General features: G+C 71.8%; 16 protein-coding genes. 9 read left to right on the top strand and 7 right to left on the bottom strand.

From position 1 onward, the window contains the following. The first annotated feature begins 54 nt into the window (after positions 1–54). A complete protein-coding gene (locus ACIBX3_RS07480) occupies positions 55–1,503 on the top strand; it encodes an LCP family protein (protein WP_397114162.1) in 1,449 nt (482 codons plus the stop codon). 6 nt (positions 1,504–1,509) lie between these two features. Here ACIBX3_RS07480 and ACIBX3_RS07475 read toward each other — a convergent pair whose 3' ends face one another. Then, a complete protein-coding gene (locus tag ACIBX3_RS07475; protein WP_397114160.1) occupies positions 1,510–2,241 on the bottom strand; it encodes an SDR family NAD(P)-dependent oxidoreductase in 732 nt (243 codons plus the stop codon). 130 nt (positions 2,242–2,371) lie between these two features. On the opposite strand from ACIBX3_RS07475, the gene ACIBX3_RS07470 reads away from it, so the two are divergent. From ACIBX3_RS07470 to ACIBX3_RS07440, 7 genes are all read left to right on the top strand, one after another. Beyond that, the gene (locus ACIBX3_RS07470; protein WP_397114158.1) at positions 2,372–2,935 is read left to right on the top strand and encodes a TetR/AcrR family transcriptional regulator; all 564 of its coding nucleotides are present in this window, start codon (positions 2,372–2,374) and stop codon (positions 2,933–2,935) included. A 224-nt stretch (positions 2,936–3,159) separates the two neighbouring features. After that, entirely contained in the window at positions 3,160–4,227 is a 1,068-nt protein-coding gene (locus ACIBX3_RS07465) for a hypothetical protein (RefSeq protein ID WP_397114156.1), read from the top strand. Positions 4,228–4,356: 129 nt separating this feature from the next. Then, positions 4,357–5,352 carry a LacI family DNA-binding transcriptional regulator gene (locus ACIBX3_RS07460; protein ID WP_397114154.1) on the top strand — a complete coding sequence of 332 codons (996 nt, stop codon included), beginning with the start codon at positions 4,357–4,359 and terminating at the stop codon, positions 5,350–5,352. After that, positions 5,349–6,122: a sugar phosphate isomerase/epimerase family protein gene (locus tag ACIBX3_RS07455; protein WP_397114152.1), complete on the top strand. Its 774-nt coding sequence runs from the start codon at positions 5,349–5,351 to the stop codon at positions 6,120–6,122. Before ACIBX3_RS07460 ends, ACIBX3_RS07455 begins: the two co-directional genes overlap by 4 nt. Before the next feature lie 8 nt (positions 6,123–6,130). Further along, complete coding sequence (locus ACIBX3_RS07450; protein ID WP_397114150.1) at positions 6,131–7,051, top strand: alkaline phosphatase family protein; 921 nt, start codon at positions 6,131–6,133, stop codon at positions 7,049–7,051. 75 nt (positions 7,052–7,126) lie between these two features. Further along, positions 7,127–9,697, top strand: a complete 2,571-nt coding sequence (locus tag ACIBX3_RS07445; RefSeq protein ID WP_397114148.1) for a PEP/pyruvate-binding domain-containing protein — start codon at positions 7,127–7,129, stop codon at positions 9,695–9,697. 4 nt (positions 9,698–9,701) lie between these two features. Then, a complete protein-coding gene (locus tag ACIBX3_RS07440) occupies positions 9,702–10,313 on the top strand; it encodes a class I SAM-dependent methyltransferase (protein WP_397114146.1) in 612 nt (203 codons plus the stop codon). A gap of 48 nt (positions 10,314–10,361) precedes the next feature. On the opposite strand, the gene ACIBX3_RS07435 is transcribed toward ACIBX3_RS07440, so the two are convergent. The 5 genes from ACIBX3_RS07435 to ACIBX3_RS07415 all read right to left on the bottom strand — a co-directional run bounded on the left by ACIBX3_RS07435 (position 10,362) and on the right by ACIBX3_RS07415 (position 15,526). Continuing rightward, positions 10,362–11,204, bottom strand: a complete 843-nt coding sequence (locus ACIBX3_RS07435; RefSeq protein ID WP_397114144.1) for a sugar phosphate isomerase/epimerase family protein — start codon at positions 11,202–11,204, stop codon at positions 10,362–10,364. Beyond that, positions 11,201–12,331, bottom strand: coding sequence for a dihydrodipicolinate synthase family protein (locus tag ACIBX3_RS07430; protein WP_397114999.1), 1,131 nt, complete (start codon positions 12,329–12,331; stop codon positions 11,201–11,203). The genes ACIBX3_RS07435 and ACIBX3_RS07430 overlap by 4 nt, the downstream gene beginning before the upstream one ends. Beyond that, on the bottom strand, positions 12,331–13,476 hold the full coding sequence (locus ACIBX3_RS07425) for a Gfo/Idh/MocA family protein (protein WP_397114142.1): 1,146 nt from the start codon (positions 13,474–13,476) through the stop codon (positions 12,331–12,333). Before ACIBX3_RS07425 ends, ACIBX3_RS07430 begins: the two co-directional genes overlap by 1 nt. A 181-nt stretch (positions 13,477–13,657) precedes the next feature. Beyond that, positions 13,658–14,884 carry an HRDC domain-containing protein gene (locus ACIBX3_RS07420; protein WP_397114140.1) on the bottom strand — a complete coding sequence of 409 codons (1,227 nt, stop codon included), beginning with the start codon at positions 14,882–14,884 and terminating at the stop codon, positions 13,658–13,660. Between the two features lie 45 nt (positions 14,885–14,929). Further along, positions 14,930–15,526, bottom strand: a complete 597-nt coding sequence (locus tag ACIBX3_RS07415; protein WP_397114138.1) for a DUF3000 domain-containing protein — start codon at positions 15,524–15,526, stop codon at positions 14,930–14,932. 610 nt (positions 15,527–16,136) lie between these two features. Here ACIBX3_RS07415 and hemE point away from each other — a divergent pair. After that, the gene (gene hemE / locus ACIBX3_RS07410) at positions 16,137–17,141 is read left to right on the top strand and encodes a uroporphyrinogen decarboxylase (protein ID WP_397114997.1); all 1,005 of its coding nucleotides are present in this window, start codon (positions 16,137–16,139) and stop codon (positions 17,139–17,141) included. Between the two features lie 28 nt (positions 17,142–17,169). Here the strand turns inward: hemE and ACIBX3_RS07405 are convergent, their stop codons facing one another. Next, positions 17,170–18,132: a DUF4349 domain-containing protein gene (locus tag ACIBX3_RS07405; protein WP_397114136.1), complete on the bottom strand. Its 963-nt coding sequence runs from the start codon at positions 18,130–18,132 to the stop codon at positions 17,170–17,172. Between the last annotated feature and the right edge of the window lie 86 nt (positions 18,133–18,218).

The following is an 18,218-nucleotide window of genomic DNA, read 5'->3' as shown; positions in this document are numbered from 1 at the left end:
GATCACATGAGAGTGCGGCCCGGTCATGCGGTTCGCGACCCTCGCGTCGTTCCCATGCCCCGCAGGCCGGGGTCGCACGAGCCACGCCCGCGCAGGAACCCGCTGACGCCCCTCGGGTGGGTGAGCGTGGCGCTGACACTCGTGCTCGTGGCCGTCACCCTCGGCGCGTACGCCTACTACCGCAGCATCGAGAGCGGCATCGACCGCGAGGTGATCAACGTCGGCGCGACGCGCCCGCCCGAGACCGGGGCGCTCAACGTGCTGCTCGTCGGCTCCGACTCCCGCGAGGGGGACAACAAGAAGTACGGCCCCAGGTCGCAAGGGGAGGGGGAGCGCACCGACACGATCATGATGCTGCACATCTCCCCGAACCGGGACAAGGCCACCATGATCAGCTTTCCGCGCGACTCCATGGTTCTGATCCCGCCGTGCCAGGGCCGGAACGGCGCCGTCCTCCCGGGTGGGATCAGCCAGATCAACTCCGCCTTCAACGACGGCGGCATCAACTGCACGATCAAGACCTTGGAGTCGCTCACCAACATCAAGATCAACCACTTCGTGAAGGTCGACTTCACCGGCTTCAAGGGCATCATCGACGCCCTTGAAGGGATCGAGATCTGCCTGCCGAAGGCGGTCAACGACCCCAAGGCGAAGCTGGTGCTCGGCGCGGGCAGGCACGTGGTCAACGGCGAGCAGGCTCTGGGCTACGTCCGCACCCGCTACGCGCTGGGCGACGGCAGCGACCTGAGCCGGATCCAGCGCCAGCAGGTGTTCCTCACCCAGGTGCTGAAGAAGGTCACCGACGGCGGCCTGCTCACCAACCCCGCCAAGCTCGACGCCTTCCTGCGGTCGGCCACCGCCGCGGTCACCGTGGACAGCGGCCTGTCCCTCGACCGGATGCTGGAGATCGCCAACAGCCTCAAAGGGCTGACGGCCAAGGAGCTCAAGGGCATCACGGTGCCGGTCGAGGCGTACCCGCCGGACAAGAACCGGGTGCAGTTCGCCCAGCCGGCCGCCAAGAACTTCTTCGAGGCCGTGCGCAACGACGACGAGCCCACCGCTGCCCCCACCCCCGGCAAGTCCACGGTGCCGAAGATCGAGCACGGGCAGGTGCGGGTCCAGGTGCTCAACGGCACCGGCGAGGACGGCAAGGCCACCCAGGTGGCCGACGAGCTGGCCGCCCAGGGCTTCGCGGTCATCGAGATCGGGAACGCCCCCACGACCGGCGCCACTGCGATCCGCTACGCCAAGAAGGACGCCCAGGACGGCCCGGCCCACGCTGAAGCGGTGGCCGCCCGGTTGTCGAAGGACAAGCGGACCCCGGTGGCGGGCAAGGTCAAGCCGCTCAATACCCAGCCGTACAAGTCCAAGGTCGAAAAGCTGCCCGACGGCCCGATCGTCCAGCTCGTCATCGGCAAGGACTGGCCCGGTGTGCGCGTGGTGTCGGCGATCCCGGACTCGCTCAAGGACAAGGTGGTCGACGGCACCAACCCGTGCCTGTGACCCTGCTCAGGCCGTGACGCCCGCGTCGACGGCGATCGAGGCGCCCGTGATGTGGCGGCCGCCCTCCCCGGCCAGGTGGGCGACGGCGGCGGCGATGTCGCCGGGGGAGCAGTACGTGCCGAGCGCCGTGTAGCGCCGCTCGTCGTCCGCCTCCGGCGCGCCGGCCGGGTTCATGTCGGTGTCCGTGGAGCCGGGGTTGACGAGGTTGGCGGTGATGCCGCGCGGCCCCAGGTCCCTGGCCAGGCCCCTGGCGAGGCCGATCAGCGCGGACTTGCTCATCGCGTACGCCGTCCAGCCGGGATACGGCACGCGCTCGGCCAGGCTGCTGCCGATGAGGACGATCCTGCCGCCCCGCCCCATGTGCCGCGCCGCCGCCTGGGCGAGCACGAACGACGCGCGGGCGTGCACGGCCAGCAGCCGGTCCACCTCGTCGAGCGTCACGTCCTCCAGCGGCCCGTACGGCGCGATTCCGGCGTTGCTCACCAGCACGTCCAGCCGCCCCAGCTCGCGCACCGTCCGCTCCACCGCCTCGACCAGCGCGCCGGCGTCCTCGGCCGCGGCCCGCACGGCGAGCGCCCGCCCTCCGGCCGTCTCGGCCTCCTTGACCACCGTGGCGGCCCGGTCGCCCGCGCTCAGGTACGTGATCGCCACGTCGAACCCGTCGTCCGCCAGCCGCCGCGCGACGGCCGCACCGATCCCCCTGCTCCCGCCCGTGACCAGGGCCACCTTGCGTGTCATGCGATCCTCCACGCTTATCCGGAATAAGTTCCGCATAAGACCATAAGCGGAACGTATTCCGCATGCAACCGATGCCAAGATGGGGATCGTGAAAGAGGGCCCGGGACGGCGCGAGGGTGGAGATCGGGGCGTGAGGCGCGAGCGCACCGACGCGGCACGCAACCGCGCGAAGATCCTCGCCGCCGCCGAGGCCATCGTCGCCGCCCAGGGGGTGCGCGGGTTGTCGATGGCGGAGGTGGCCGCGGCGGCCGGAGTGGGCGTGGGCACGCTCTACCGGCGCTTCGGGGATCGTTCCGGGCTGGCGTACGCGCTGATCGACCGGCGCGAGCGCGAGTTCCAGTCGGCGTTCATCGAGGGGCCGCCGCCGCTGGGGCCCGGCGCGGACCCGGCCGCCCGGGCACGCGCGTTCCTGGAGGCGCTCGCGGACCGGACCGTCGAGCAGCTCGACCTGCTGCTCATGGCGGAGACGGCGGGGCCGTTCGCCAGGTTCGGCGGCGCGTACGACGCCTACCACGGCCACCTGTCGATGCTGGTCGCCCGGCTGCGCCCGGACGCCGACGCCTATTGTCTGGCGGACGCCCTTCTGGCGCCCCTGGCCGCCCCGCTGCTGGCCCATCGGATCAGGGAGTGCGGAGTGGAGGCCGCGCGGGTGAAGTCCGCGCTCGGCGCTCTGCTCGACGGCCTGACCGGCTAGGGCGGAGGCTGGAGGATACCCCCTCGGAGGGGCGCACAAACGCTGGATTGACGAATGTTACGGAGAGTGATTTTAGGGAAACGTGTGAAATTTCCGGACAAGTGGTGGTCGAGTCTGCTAGGAAGGGGCGCGGTCCGAATAAATATGAGAGAGGTTCCATCGTGGCGCGCGACGAGAACGACAGGCCATATGAGGACGGGCAGGGTAGGTCGTTAAACCCGGAGATGACGGGCGACGTGCTGTCCCCGCGGTGGAGCACCGACGACACCGATGAGCAACCCGCCATCCAGGTCGTCGGCAATGAGACCTACATCCTCCCGCCCGACAAGGACTCGCCGACCGGTGTCGGTGAGCCGCAGTTGCTGGGCGACGGCCTGCGCGACGTGCTCGACGACCCCCCGGTGACCTCCCATGACGTGCTGAGCGGCCACGGCGGGGTCCACGACTTCGGCTCGGCCGGCTCGCATGACGTGCTCGGTGCTCACGGCGACCCGCACGACGTGCTGGGCGACCCCAGCAGGCCGCCCGACATGCTGGGCGCGGCGTCGCACGAGACGATGGCCGAGCACAGCGGGCCGCACCGCGTCGAGGAGGGTGAGAGCCCGTACCTCCCGCTCGACAAGGGCTATGAGCCCGCGTTCGACGACCGGTTCGACGACCGTGAGGAGGAGCGGCCGAAGCGCGGCTTCCTCGGCTCGGGATGGACGGACGAGCCGGACGGCAGGCGGTCCGGCGGCTCCGGGGGCGGCGACCGCGAGGTGCGGCGCCGTACCAGGAAGCTGCTGGTGGCGGCCGCCGCGGTGGTGCTGGTCGGCGTCGGGGCCGGGTTCATCCTCACCGGCACCTCGTCCGACGACCCGTGCTCCGGCGGCCGGTGCGCCAGCGCCGGCGAGGTGACCACGCCGTCCGAGAGCGCGGCCCCCGAGGACACCCCGGCGGAAGAGGACAGCGCCGAGCCCACGGATTCGGCCACCGACGAGCCGGCCGACACCGAGTCCGCAAAGCCCACCACAGAGCCCCAGCGGACGCGTCCGACGCGCGAGCCGTCCGCGCGTCCCACGCGTACGCGCATCGGCGAGCCGACCGCGAAGTCCAGCAACAGACCCACCAGGGACCAGAACCAGGACACCGACACGGAGCCCGTCCAGCCGTCGAGCAGGCCGGAGACCAAGCCGCCCGCCCAGCAGCCCACCGCCCAGCAGACCACGCAGGCGCCCGCGACCCAGGCGCCCGTGCCGACCCCGACGCAGCAGGAGCAGAAGGGCCTGCTGGACATCCTCTTCCCCTGGTAGGAGGCCCCTGGGGATGAGGCGTCCGTCCCGGAAGCGGGGGCGTTCTGTCGTCCGAGGGCGGCGGCATGCGAGGATGCGGATTCGGGTGTTGTTCTGGCACACTTGGAAACCGCTTTCCGGGGAGGTCTCGTGGTCACGCTTGAGGACGTCGCCAGGCAGGCGGGCGTCTCGCTCGCGACCGCCTCGCGGGTGCTCAACGGCAGCACCCGCCAGGTGGGCGCGGCCCTGCGGGCCCGCGTCGAGCAGGCCGCCGACGAGCTGGGTTACCGTGCCAACATCGCGGCCCAGACGCTGGCCCGCGGGGCCGGCAACGTCATCGGCATCGTCGTGCACGACCTGACGGACCCCTACTTCGCGGCCCTGGCCGACGGGGCGATGCGGGCGGCGGCCACCGAGGGCCTGCTGGTCGTGGTCGGCACCACGCATCGCGACCCGGAGCAGGAGATCGCGTACGTCGCCACGCTCAACGCCCAGCGCGTGCGGGCCGTGCTGCTGGTCGGCTCCCGGGTGGCCGATCCCGCCGTCACCGGCCGGCTCCGCGACGAACTGGCCAGATATCAGTCGGGCGGCGGCCGGGCGGCCTGCGTCGGCCAGGACCTGCTCGGCGTGGACACCGTCGCCCCGGCCAACCGGGAAGGCGCGGCGGAGCTGGCACGGGCGCTGGCCGGTCTCGGGCACACGCGCTTCGCGGTCCTGGCCGGGCCGCCGCACCTGGTGACCGCGGCCGACCGCTGCGCGGGCTTCGCCGGGGCGCTGAAGGAGCTGGGGCTGCCTGCCCCGCACGTGATCCACGGGCCGTTCGACCGCGACGGCGGCTACGCGGCGGCCCAGCAGGTGCGCGAGGACACGACGTGCGTGTTCGCGGTCAACGACGTGATGGCCGTCGGCGCGCTGGCGGCCTGCCGGGAGCACGGAATCCGGGTGCCGGAGGACGTGTCGGTGGCCGGTTTCGACGACATCGTCACTCTCCGTGATCACGTTCCGGCGCTGACCACCGTGCGGCTGCCGTTGAAGGACATGGGAGCGCGGGCGCTGGAGCTGGCGCTGGGCGAGGACGACGCGGTGGTGGTCGAGCAGGTCGCCGGCGAGGTCGTCCTGCGGGAGAGCGTACGGAGGCTGGTGTGAGGCTGTCGGTCAGCACGCTGGGGATGCCCGGCGAAGGGCTCGACCGGGCGATCGAGATCGCGACCGGGCACGGCTGCGCGGGGCTGGAGCTACGCCTGCATCCGGACACCGGCGTGCACGCCGGTCTGGACGCGGCGGAGCGGCGCTCGGTGCGGGAGCGGGTGGAGCGCGCGGGTCTGGAGATCTCCGCCCTGGCCGGCTATGCCGGGATCTGCGAGCCGGGGCCGGACGAGCCGGTCGTCGGGGCGCTCCTCGCCGACCTGCGGCTGGCCGCCGACCTGGGCGCGCCCGGGGTGCGGGTGTTCCCGCGCGGCGAGGACCCGGCCGTCGGCGCCCGCAGGCTCAAGGCGGTCTCCGGTACGGCCGCCGCGCTCGGCCGCCGCGTGCTCGTCGAGACCCACGACAGCATGGCCACCTGCGCGGCCGTGGGCCGGCTGCTCGCCGAGGCGGGCTGCCCCGAGACCACGGGCGCGATCTGGGACCTGCTGCACCCGTGGCGGCACGGCGAGCCGCCGGCCGACTCGCTCGCCGCGCTCGGCCCGTACCTGTCGTATGTCCAGGTCAAGGACGCGGTCTCGGCGCAGGACACCACGCCGGTGCCCATGGGGACCGGGTCCGTGCCGCTGGAGGAGGCGGGCGAGCTGCTGCGCGCCGCCGGGTACGCCGGATGGGTGTCGCTGGAGTGGGAGCGCACGTGGTATCCGCAGGTGGCGCCCGTCGAGGAGATCCTGCCCGGGGCGGCTGACTGGGTGCGGCGTTTCACCGCTTAGATAGGGGGATGTCTTACCCCTCCAGCAGCAAGGTGCTCGTCGTCGGCATGGACGGGCTGCGGTTCGACCTGCTCTCCGCCTCGGGCGCCCCTGTGCTGACCGCATTGATGTCGGCCGGTGCGTACGGCACCAGCATGCTCCCCTACGGCGTGGACGACGCGCCGCGTACCGAGTCGCCCGGCGAGGTCGTCCCGAAGACGCCCGAGCCGGGCGACGGCGGCCGGGTCATCAGCTCCCGCACGGACTCCGGCCCGGGCTGGTCGTCCATCGCGACCGGGGTCTGGCCCGACAAACACGGCGTCGTGGACAACGGTTTCGTCGGCTCCCAGTTCCAGAAATTTCCGGACTTCCTGACTCGTGCGAAGAATGTCCGGCCTGACCTCGAGACCGCCGCGTTCTTCTCCTGGGCGGCGCTCGACGAGCACGGCGCCTTCGGCCCGGCCATCGATCGCCGTTTCGTGCTGGACGGTTACACGGTCGGCTGGGCCGAGTGCGACAAGCGGATCGCCGGCGCGGCCGAGCGGCACCTGGCGGAGGAGGACCCCGACGCCGTGTTCGTGTACCTCGGCGACACCGACGAGGTGGCCCACGACCTCGGCCCGCACTGCCCCGAGTACGCCGCCGCCCTCCAGTCTCAGGACGCATACCTGGGCCGCCTGCTCGACGCGATCCGCGCCCGGCCGGCGTATCCGGAGGAGCGCTGGACCGTGCTGGTCACCACGGACCACGGGCACGTGGACGAGGGCGGCCATGGCGGCACGTCGGACGAGGAGCGCACGGTGTTCGTGATCGCCCACCGCCTCGGCCAGGACCTGGCCGGGCGCCGGCTCGCCGCACCCCGGCTCGTCGACGTGGGGCCGACGGCGCTGGCGGCGCTGCGGGTGGCGATCGACCCCGCATGGGATCTGGACGGCGTGCCGCTGATTTAGTTCATCACATGTTGAATTCTGGGCCGGAAAGCGTGAGACTGGATGACAGGACGCTGAACGGCAGGGGTGCATTCGATGAAGACGGCACTGGACTTCTCCGAGATCGACGCCGGGATGCTCGCCGAGGTGGGCGGCAAGGCCGCCAACCTCGGCGAGCTGATCAGGGCCGGACTGCCCGTCCCGCCCGGCTGGGTGCTGACCACGGAGGCGTACGGCCAGGTCGCGGCCGGGCTGGAGACCAGCGGCGACGGGCTCGCCGAGCGTGCCAGGCGGTACCTGCTTCAGGCCCCCGTGCCGGACGCCGTCCACGAGGCCATCGTCAAGCACTACGCCGCGCTCGGCGACGACGTCCCCGTGGCGGTGCGCTCGTCGGCCACGGCCGAGGACCTGCCGTTCGCCAGCTTCGCCGGGCAGCAGGACACCTACCTCAACATGGTGGGCGCCGAGGCGGTCGTGGACGCCGTGCGCCGCTGCTGGGCGTCGTTGTGGACCGACCGCGCCGTCGCCTACCGCGAGTCCAACGGGATCGACCACGCCGCCGTACGCCTCGCCGTGGTCGTCCAGGTCATGGTGGACGCGCAGGTCGCCGGGGTGATGTTCACCGCCGATCCGGTCACGGGCCGGCGGCGGGAGGCCGTCATCGACGCCAGTCCCGGGCTCGGCGAGGCCGTCGTCTCCGGCGCGGTCAACCCCGACCGCTTCGTCGTGTACGGCGGCGAGATCCTCGAACGCCACGCCGGCGACAAGCGGCTGGCCATCCGGTCGCTGCCCGGCGGCGGCACCGAGCGCGTCGAGACGGCGTACGACGGACTCTGCCTGACCGACGACCAGGTGCTCCGGCTGGCCGAGCTGGGCGCCCGCGTCGAGGACCACTACGGCGCCCCCCAGGACACCGAGTGGGCCATCGACGGCGACGGCACGATCTGGCTCACCCAGGCCAGGCCGATCACCACGCTCTACCCGCTGCCCGAGCGGACCCGGCCGGGCCTGCGGGTCTACTTCTCGATCAACGTCGTCCAGGGCGTCATGGGGCCGCTCACGCCGATGGGGCTCTCGGCGTTCCGGCTGATCAGCGCCGGGGGAGCGGGCCTGGCCGGCTTCGCACCCGCCGACCCGCTCGACGGCGCGCCGTTCGTGTCGGTCTCGGGGCAGCGGGTGTGGGCCGACCTGACCACCGCCGTACGCAGCCGCCCGGGCCGCGTCATCCTCCCGCGCCTGCTGGCGCTGGGCGAGGCCCGCACCGCGACCGTCATGGAGCGGCTGTTCGAGGACCCGCGCCTGTCGCTGACGCATGCCTCTCGCCGCCCCTTCCTGCGCGCCTTCGGCCGCTTCGCCCGCCGGGTCCACCTCCCGTCCCGCGTCCTGACGGCGCTGACCAGGCCGGACCAGGCCCTCGCGTACGCCGCCCGGCTCGGCGACGAGCTCGACAAGCGGCTCCGGGTGCCGGACTCGGCCACCCCCGCGCAGCGGCTCGACCACGCCGAGCGCATGCTCTCCGGCACGTTCCCGGTCATCATCTCGATCATGCCGATCGTGATCACCGGCTACGGCCTGTTCGCGCTGGCGGCCAAGTTGTCGGGCATGCCGCTGGCCGAGATGCAGGACGTGCTGCGTAGCCTCCCCCACAACCCGACCACGGAGATGGACCTGGAGCTGTGGGATCTGGCCATCCGCATCGAGCCGGAGCCGTTCAAGGAGCACCCGGTCTCCGAACTCGTCCGCCGCTACCAGGAGGGCCGGCTCCCGCCCGTCGCGCAGCGCGAGATCACCGCGTTCCTGGACAAGTACGGCCACCGCGGCGTCGCGGAGATCGACCTGGGCGTGCCCCGCTGGTCCGAGGAGCCCGCGCACATCCTCGGCGTGCTGGTCAACTACCTGCGCATGGACGGCGGCGCCGACCTCGCGCCCGCCGCGCTGTTCGCCAAGGGCGCCGGGCAGGCGGAGGCCGCGATCGCGCACGTGGTGGCGCGGGCCCGGCGCAGGGGCCGCTGGCGGGGGGCCGTGGTGCGGTTCGGGCTGCGGCGCACCAGGGAGTTCGCCGGCCTGCGCGAGCTGCCCAAGTTCTACCTGGTCAAGACACTCGCCGCAGTCCGGCACAGCATGTTCGCGGTCGGCGGGCACCTGGCGGGCCTCGGCGTGCTGGACTCGGCCACGGACGTGTTCTTCCTCGACCTGCGGGAGGCCAGGGCCGCGCTGGGCGGGGGCGACCTGCGGGAGCTGGTGGCGGAGCGGCGGGCGGCGTACGAGCAGGAGTCGCGCCGCAGGCACGTGCCCAGGGTGCTGCTGTCCGACGGAACCGAACCCGAGGCGCTCGCGACCGCCGCCACGGACGGCGCGCTGATCGGCACCGCGGCCTCGGCGGGCACCGTCACCGGCGTGGCCAGGGTGGTGCTCGACCCGGTCGGCGCGCACCTGGAGCCGGGAGAGATCCTCGTCTGCCCGTCGACCGACCCCGGCTGGACCCCGCTGTTCCTGACGGCGGGCGGGCTGGTGATGGAGATGGGCGGCGCGATGTCGCACGGCGCCGTGGTGGCCCGCGAGTACGGCATCCCGGCCGTCGTCGGCGTCCCCGACGCCACCCGGCGCATCACCACGGGCCGGCAGATCGAAGTGAACGGCGCGGCGGGCACCGTGTCGCTATTGTGATCCAATGCCCGAGGTGTACTGGAATCACAATGTTCACTACCAGCGGCTCGTCCTGACGCTCGTGCCCGAGGGCTGCGAGCGGGCACTCGACGTCGGGTGCGGCGACGGGCTGCTGGCGAGCAAGCTGGCCGCCCGCGTACCGACCGTGACCGGCGTGGACCGTTCCGCCGACGCGATCGCGATGGCCCGGCGGCACCACGGCGACCTGGACAACGTCACCTTCCTCGAGGCCGACTACCTCGACGACCCGAAGGGGCAGTTACCCGAGGGCAAGTACGACCTCATCACCGCCGTCGCCGTCATCCACCACGCGGACTTCCGCGAGGCCATGAACGCGCTGGAACGGCTGCTGGCACCGGGCGGGCGGCTGGTGATCATCGGACTCGGGAAGGACCGCACGCCCCGGGACTGGATCATCCGTCTCGCCGGTCAAGCGGTCTCGCACGTGCTCACGCTTTTCCACGGCGGCAAGCGCGGACCGGGAGGCGTGCCGGCCATGGACCCCGTCATGTCCTGGGGCCAGATCGCCCGGGAGGCGCACAGGATGCTGCCCGGCTGCCGCTTCCGCCGCCTGCTGCTGCGCCGCTACCTGCTGAGCTGGGACAAACCGGCGTAGCCCTCCCGCAGCGATGGAGCGGCGGCTCATCTGAGCCGCCGCCCTCCGCTACGGCAGCACGACCTCGTCGTAGCGGGCCTTCATCGTGGCCATCACCTCGTCCGGGTCGGCGGCCCAGACGTCGGCGTTGAAGATCTCCACCTCGACGTCGCCGGAGTACCCGGCGGCCAGGACGGCCTGTGTGATGGGCTTGAAGTCGATCACGCCGTCGCCCATCATGCCCCGCCCGAGCAGCACGTCCTCCGGCAGCGGGTGCAGGTAGTCGCACACCTGGTAGGAGGCGATCCGGCGGCCCGCGCGCGCGATGTCCTCGAACACCCTCGGGTCCCACCACACGTGGAAGGTGTCCACCACCACGCCGACCTGCTCCTCCGGATACGCCAGGCTCAGGTCGAGCGCCTGTCCGAGCGTGGACAGGACCGCCCGGTCCGGGCAGTAGATCGGGTGCAGCGGCTCCAGAGCCAGCTTGACGCCCCGCTCCCCGGCGTACGGCGCCAGCTCCGACAGAGCCTCGGCCACCCGCTCCCGCGCGCCCGCCAGATCGCGCGACGCGCCCGCGGCCAGTGGCTCGCCCGGCCGCACACCGGGCAGGCCGCCCACCACCATCACCAGGCAGGCCGCCTCCAGTTCGGCCGCCTCGTCGATGGCACGGCGGTTGTCGTCGAGCGCTTCGGCGAACGCCTCACCGCTGGTGGTGAGGAAGCCGCCACGGCACAGCGAGGACACGCGCAGCCCGGCGTCCCGCACCAGCTTGACGCTCTCCGCCAGACCCTGGTCGGCGACGTTCTGCCGCCACAGCCCGATCGCCTCCAGGCCGTGCCGCACGCACCCGTCCACGGCCTCCGCCACCGACCAGCACCGGGTCGTCCACTGGTTCAGTGAAAGAGTCACAGCCCGTTCACCGCCAGCAGGGCCTTCATCCGGCGCACCGCCAGCTCCTGGTCGGACAGCAGCCCGGCCTGGTCGGCCAGGCGGAACACCTCCGACAGGTGCACCAGCGAGCGGGCCGACTGGGCGCCGTTGACCATGGCGAACGCGTCCTGGTGGCCGTTCAGCCAGGCCAGGAAGACGATGCCGGTCTTGTAGTTGTACGTCGGCGTCTCGAAGATCTTCCGCGACAGTGGGACGGTCGGGGCGAGGATCTCGTCGTAGCGATCCAGGTCCCCCGCGTCGAGAGCGTGCAGAGCCGCCGCGGCCGCCGGCGCGATGGCGTCGAAGATGCCGAGCAGCGCGTGTGAGCCGCTCTTGATGAGCGACGGGTAGTTGAAGTCGTCGCCCGTGTAGAGCTTGACGCCCTCGGGGAGCGCGGCCCGCAGGCCCACCTCGTGCTCCTCGTCCAGCAGCGACACCTTCACGCCGTCCACCATCGAGGCGTGGGCGTGGATCAGCTCCAAGAAGGACTCGGTCGCCGCCGCCACGTCGCGCGAGCCCCAGTAGCCGGCCAGCTGCGGGTCGAACATCTCGCCCAGCCAGTGCAGGATCACCGGGCGGTCGGCCAGGCCGAAGAGCTTGCCGTACACCTGGTGGTAGTCCTGCGGCCCGGTCGCGACCTTGCCGAGCTGCCGCGACGCCATGACGATCACCCCGGCGCCGGCCTGCTGCACGGTCTCGATCTGCTCGGCGTACGCGGCGGTGATCGTGTTCAGGTCGGCGGCCCCCGGCGCGTGGTCGGTGCCCGCGCCGCAGGCCACCAGCGTCGCCGGGTCGCCGACCGTACGGGCCTCGGCGGCGCTGCGCCGGATGAGCTCCTTGGTCGCCGCCCAGTCCAGGCCCATGTTGCGCTGCGCGGTGTCCATGGCGTCGGCGATCCGCAGGCCGTGCGACCACAGGTGGTGACGGAAGCGGAGGGTGGCGTCCCAGTCCACGGCGGCGGGGGAGCCCGGCGTGTTGTCGCCGAGCGGGTCGGCCACCACGTGGGCGGCCGCGTACACGATGCGGCTCGTCGCCGGGGTCGCCGGCACGGGCCAGGCCGTCCGCTCCCGCAGCGTGTACGCGCCGATGCCGGGCAGGTCGATCATCACAGCCCCGGCACCTCGATCCTGCGGCCCTCGGCGTTCGAGCGCAGGCCCAGCTCGGCGAGCTGGACGCCGCGGGCGCCCGAGGCGAAGTCGTTCGGGAACGGCGCGTCCTCCAGGACGTGGCGGACGAACGCCTCCCACTGGATCTTGAACCCGTTGTCGAACTCGCCGTTGTCCGGCACCTCCTGCCAGTCGTCACGGAAGCGCGCCGTGACCGGCAGGTCGGGGTTCCAGACCGGCTTGGGGGTGGCCGAGCGATGCTGGGCGCGGCAGTTGCGCAGACCCGCGACGGCGCTGCCGTGCGTGCCGTCCACCTGGAACTCGACCAGCTCGTCCCGGTTCACGCGCACGGTCCACGAGGAGTTGATCTGCGCGACGATGCCGCCTTCGAGCTCGAAGACCCCGTACGCGGCGTCGTCGGCGGTCGCCTGGTACGTGTTGCCCTGCTCGTCCACCCGCGAGGGGATGTGCGTCACGGCGCGGGCGTAGACCGACTCGACCCGGCCGAACAGGTTCTCCAGCACGTAGTGCCAGTGCGGGAACATGTCGAGCACGATGCCGCCGCCGTCCTCGGCCCGGTAGTTCCACGAGGGGCGCTGCGCCTCCTGCCAGTCGCCCTCGAACACCCAGTAGCCGAACTCGCCGCGCACCGACAGGATCCGGCCGAAGAAGCCGCCGTCGATCAGCCGCTTCAGCTTGAGCAGGCCGGGCAGGAACAGCTTGTCCTGCACGACGCCGTTCTTGACACCCTTGGCCGTCGCGGCCTCGGCCAGCGCGACCGCCTCCTGGACCGACTCGGCCGTCGGCTTCTCCGCGTAGATGTGCTTGCCCGCCTCGATGGCCTTCAGCGCGGCCTTGACGCGGGCGCTGGTCACCTGGGCGTCGAAGTAGATCAGGTTGTCGTCGTCGGCGAGGGCGGCGTCGAGGTCGGTGGTGAAATCCGAAATTCCGTGCTTCGACGCAATATCTGCCAATTTATCGGCGTTTCGGCCGACCAGGACTGGCTTGATCTTGACCCGGCTGCCGTCCGAGAGCGTCACACCGCCCTGCTCGTTGATGGCCAGGACAGAACGGACCAGGTGCTGGCGGTAGCCCATCCGTCCGGTGACGCCGTTCATCACGACGCCGATGGTGCGCACGCTCATTGAGGATCCCTTCAGGACAACATGGGGAAAGCGCTTTCCCGAACCGTACGGCCGTCCAGCCGGAGGCGTCAAGTAGCGCCTCCCCTAACCACCCCAAACCCTACGAGCCCACCACCCCGACCGGGGGCTCGGCACCCCCGCCACCCGCACACCGCCCAGCCCGGAACCGGCCCCGCGAGGGCTAGAGTTCGCCCCGGACCTCGAGCCGCGCCAGAGCCTTGGCGATGGGCTGGGCGGCGAGGGTGAGCTGCCACTCGCGGGCGCCGAGCGCGCGCAGCCGGGCCGTCACGGTCTCGTCGTTGATCTCCTCGGGCGGCTCCCACGTCAGCCGGCGCACCGCGTCCGGCTGCAGGAGGTTCTCCGTGGGCATGTGGTGCTCGTCGGCCAGCGCGGCCACCACGGCACGGGCCGCGGCCAGGCGTTTGGCGGCGGCCGGGTCGCGGTCGGCCCAGCGGTTGGGCGGCGGCGGCCCGTCACCCGGAGTGCTGGGCGCGGGGAGCTGGCTGTCGGGCAGGTTACGGGCCCTGCCCACGGCGGCGAGCCAGTCGCTCATGTGGCGGCGCGCACTTCGCCCGGTGAAAGCCGAAATTTCGGTCAAGGCCTTCTTGGTACGGGGCCCTTCCATCGCGGCGCTGATGATCGCCGCATCGGGAAGCACACGGCCGGGCGCCAGATCGGCCTCGCGGGCGATCCGGTCGCGCATGGTCCACAGCTCGCGCACGATCGCCAGCGCCCGCACGTTGCGTACCTTGTGAATGCCCGACGTGCGCCGCCACGGATCCGACCGCGGCACCGGCGGCGGCGTGTCGAGCACGGCGGTGAACTCCTCGCGCGCCCACTCCAGCTTCCCGCTGTCGACGAGCTCCCCGTGGAGCGCGTCACGCAGCTCGACCAGCACCTCCACGTCGAGCGCGGCGTACCGAAGCCAGTCCTCCGGCAGCGGCCGGGTCGACCAGTCGGCGGCCGAGTGGCCCTTCTCCAGCCGCAGCCCGAGCACGGTCTCGACCATCGTGCCGAGCCCCACCCGCTCATAGCCGAGGAGCCGCCCCGCCAGCTCGGTGTCGAACATCTCCCGCGGCCGGAACCCCACCTCCAGCAGGCAGGGCAGATCCTGCGAGGCGGCGTGCAGCACGATCTCCGCGTCGGCCACGGCGGCGTCCAGTGCGGACAGGTCGGGACAGGCGATCGGGTCGATCAACGCGGTCCCCGCCCCGGCGCGGCGCAACTGCACCAGGTAGGCGCGGTTGCCGTAGCGGTAGCCCGAGGCGCGCTCGGCGTCGACCGCCACCGGGCCGCTCCCCGCCGCGAACCTCTCCACGACCATGGCGAAACCGTCCGCGTCCTCGATCACCGGCGGGATGCCTTCGCGCGGCTCGAGCAGCGGCTCGACGGTTCGTTCTTCTGTCATGAGCTCACCGGCCTCATGACGCTGGTGCTGTATTGACTGGTGCCCTCACTTCGTTCGGTCACTCTCCGGATCATCTCGTCGGCGGGGCAGCGCGGCCACGTCCGGCGGGAGCGGAGGGATCCCCGCCGCCAGGCACATGAGGTCGCACCAGGCGGCGACATGGCCGGAGAGATCCTCCTCAGCGGGTGACCAGGACGCCCGCAGCTCGAGCTCGGTCGTGACCGGGTCTTCGGCCTTGTTGCCGAACCCCTCTGACACGGCTCTTGTCACGGTACCGCCAGCGGCGGAGTAGTCGGCTTGGTGCGCCTCCAGCGCCTCGGTCAGCCAGCTCCACGCCACGGGCCCGAGCAGCGGGTCCGAGGTGATCTCCGGCTCCATGTCGGCCCTGACGTACGCCACCAGCCGGAACGGGCCCTCCCAGCCGCGCTGGCCGTCGGGGTCGTAGAGCAGGATGAGCCTGCCCACCGCGAGCTCGTCGTCGTCGCGGTAGACCGACGCGCCGATCGCGGCCGAGTAGGGGGCCAGCCGCTGGGGCGCGGGCAGGTCCTCCAGCTCGATCTCCGGCCTGACCTCGGACGACCGCAGGCTCTCCGCCGCGCGCATGAACGCCGCTGGAGGCGGTGGCTGGTCACCGAATGTCATAGCCGAAGCGTAGGTCGAAGTCGGACGGAAGGGGACCACAGGGGTGCTCATCCTTCGTGATCAAGCTGCAGCCGTAACCAGCTGGCGAACCGGTCGGGTGGACTCGGCCGAGCCGAGCATGATCGCGTGCCCGCACTCGACGCAGGCCCAGTCCGGGCACTCACCCGGCCCGTGTCCGTCGACGCACGGTGGCTGCTCGAACGGCCGCTCACCAGCGCAGGAAGCGCAGCGCTCACTGCGGCGCTCTGGGGAACTCCACAACGCGGTCATCGCAACGGGGCCTTTCTTCGGGTCTAGGCTCCGACGTTGGCACGAGCCGCTGACATTTCCCCGCAACGCGCTCGGCGTGTCCCGAAAGTGGTCGCTGAATCGGTGCCGCGCGGTGGCTTGACGAACATTTGGTCCACTCGAGACCGGCCTTCTGGTCCGCCATGGGGTGTGTTCGACCCGTGTGCGACTCCGACGCCGAGCAGACCGGTAAACCTTCATCCTGCTATCTGATCATGATTTGGTCCGCCCAATGCATGTTTTTCCGACACCTCGCTCCGATGAACGGACCGGTGCCCGGACATGGCACCCTTGATGGGTGACCCTCGCCGACTCAGCGTTCCTGCGTGCCTGCCGCCGCCAGCCCGTCCCGCACACCCCGGTCTGGTACATGCGCCAGGCAGGGCGGTCGCTGCCCGAATACCTCAAGGTGCGCGAGGGCGTGCCGATGCTCACGGCGTGCGCCACTCCGGACATGATCGTCGAGATCACCCTGCAGCCGGTCCGCCGCTACGGCGTGGACGCGGCCATCTTCTTCAGCGACATCGTGGTGCCGCTCAAGGCCATCGGCGTCGACCTCGACATCAAGCCGGGCGTCGGCCCCGTGGTCGCCGACCCCATCCGCGACGCCAAGGGCGTCGACGCGCTGCGGCCGCTGGAGCCCGGCGACGTCCCGTACGTCACCGAGTCCATCAGGGCGCTGACCGGCGAGCTGGGCGGCACGCCGCTGATCGGGTTCGCCGGGGCGCCGTTCACACTGGGCTCCTACCTGATCGAGGGTGGCCCGTCCAAGAACCACGACCGGACCAAGGCCATGATGTACGGCGCCCCGGAGTTGTGGCACACGCTCATGGAGCGGCTGTCCGGCATCGTCCTGGAGCACCTGCGCATCCAGATCGCGGCGGGCGCCTCGGCCGTGCAGCTCTTCGACTCGTGGGTGGGGGCGGTGGCCCCGGACGACTACCGGGAGTTCATCCTGCCGCACACCCGGCGGATCTTCGAGGGCGTCGCGGGCGTGCCGCGCATCCACTTCGGCGTCGGCACCGGCGAACTGCTGGGCGTGCTCGGCGAGGCCGGGGCCGACGTGGTGGGCGTCGACTGGCGGGTGCCGCTGGACGAGGCGGCCCGCCGCGTCGGTCCCGGCAGGGCGCTGCAGGGCAACCTGGACCCGGCGATCCTGCTGGCGCCCTGGGAGGTCGTGGAGCGCAAGGCCCGCGAGGTGCTGCGTCGGGGCCGCGCGGCCGAGGGGCACGTGTTCAACCTGGGGCACGGCGTGCTCCCCTCGACCGACCCCGACCAGCTCAAGCGCCTGACCGACCTCGTCCACGAGCCGGGCCCCGGAGCCTGACCCTCCCGCGTTCCCAGCCGGTGGCGGGTCAGGCCGTCTCCGGGCCGGGGTCGCCGGGACGCGGGCCCGGCGGGGGCGGGGTCACCCCGGGGCGCCGGGCGCGGTCGCGGCGCACCAGATAGACCAGCAGCGCCACCAGAGGCAGCGAGGCGACCAGCCACGGCAGCACCGCTCCCAGCACCGTGAGCAGCACCTTCACGGTCGAGACCAGCGCGTTCCACCCACTCTTGAGCCCGCCGAGGAACCCGGCGGGCTCCTCGTCCGGCTCCTCCTCGACGGCGACGGGTCCGAGCAGCCGGAGCGTCAGCGTCGCCATGGAGACCTGGGTGGCCAGCTCCTTCTGCTGCGCCTGCAGCGACTCCAGGTCCGCCTCGCGGGCGGAGATCTCCCGCTCCACCTGCAGCACCTGCCCGATCGTGTCGGCTCGCTTCAGCAGCGAGCGCAGCGACTCGAGCGACTGCTCCGCCGACTTCAGCCGGCTGTTGACGTCGGCCACCTGCAGCGTGACGTCCTGGGTGGCCTGGTTCATGGAGATCTTCATGCCGAGCTCCTTGCCGAGCCGGCCCAGCGTCCCGCCGTACGCGTTCGGCGGGATCTTGAACTCCAGCGTGGCCGTGTCCCGGGATTCGCTGGCCGAGCTGCTCTCCTCCTTGGACAGGTAGCCGCCCGCCGCGGTCACGATCTGCTTGGCCTGGTCGACGGCGGTGGCGACCTGCTTGACCCGCACGCTCATGCTGCCGGTGTAGATGACCTGCCGGTTCTGCTGGGTCACCTTGACGTCCGAGACGAGGCCGTCCCGGCCGGCCTGCTGCGATGTGGACCGCTTCTGGGCGTCCTGCTCCGGAGCGGCGGCGGCGGACGGGGCCATCGCGGGCGCGCCGCCGGCCGATTCGTCCAAGGACTCGAGACTGTTGCCGCCACCGCCGCAGCCGCTCAGGAGCAGGGCCGCGCACGCGGCGGAGAGTGCGATGCCGTACCGGAATCTCCTCATGCCCCTATGACGGGTTGCGGACAACTGTGGTTTGACGGCACGAATCACGTTACGGTCACTGTGTTCATGGCCTCCAGGCGACGGCA

Origin of the sequence: Nonomuraea sp. NPDC049480, from assembly GCF_044465905.1 — a bacterium.
Lineage (GTDB): Bacteria > Actinomycetota > Actinomycetes > Streptosporangiales > Streptosporangiaceae > Nonomuraea.
Note: the sequence above shows the minus strand (reverse complement) of the source record. Positions and strands in the feature narration are given on the sequence as shown.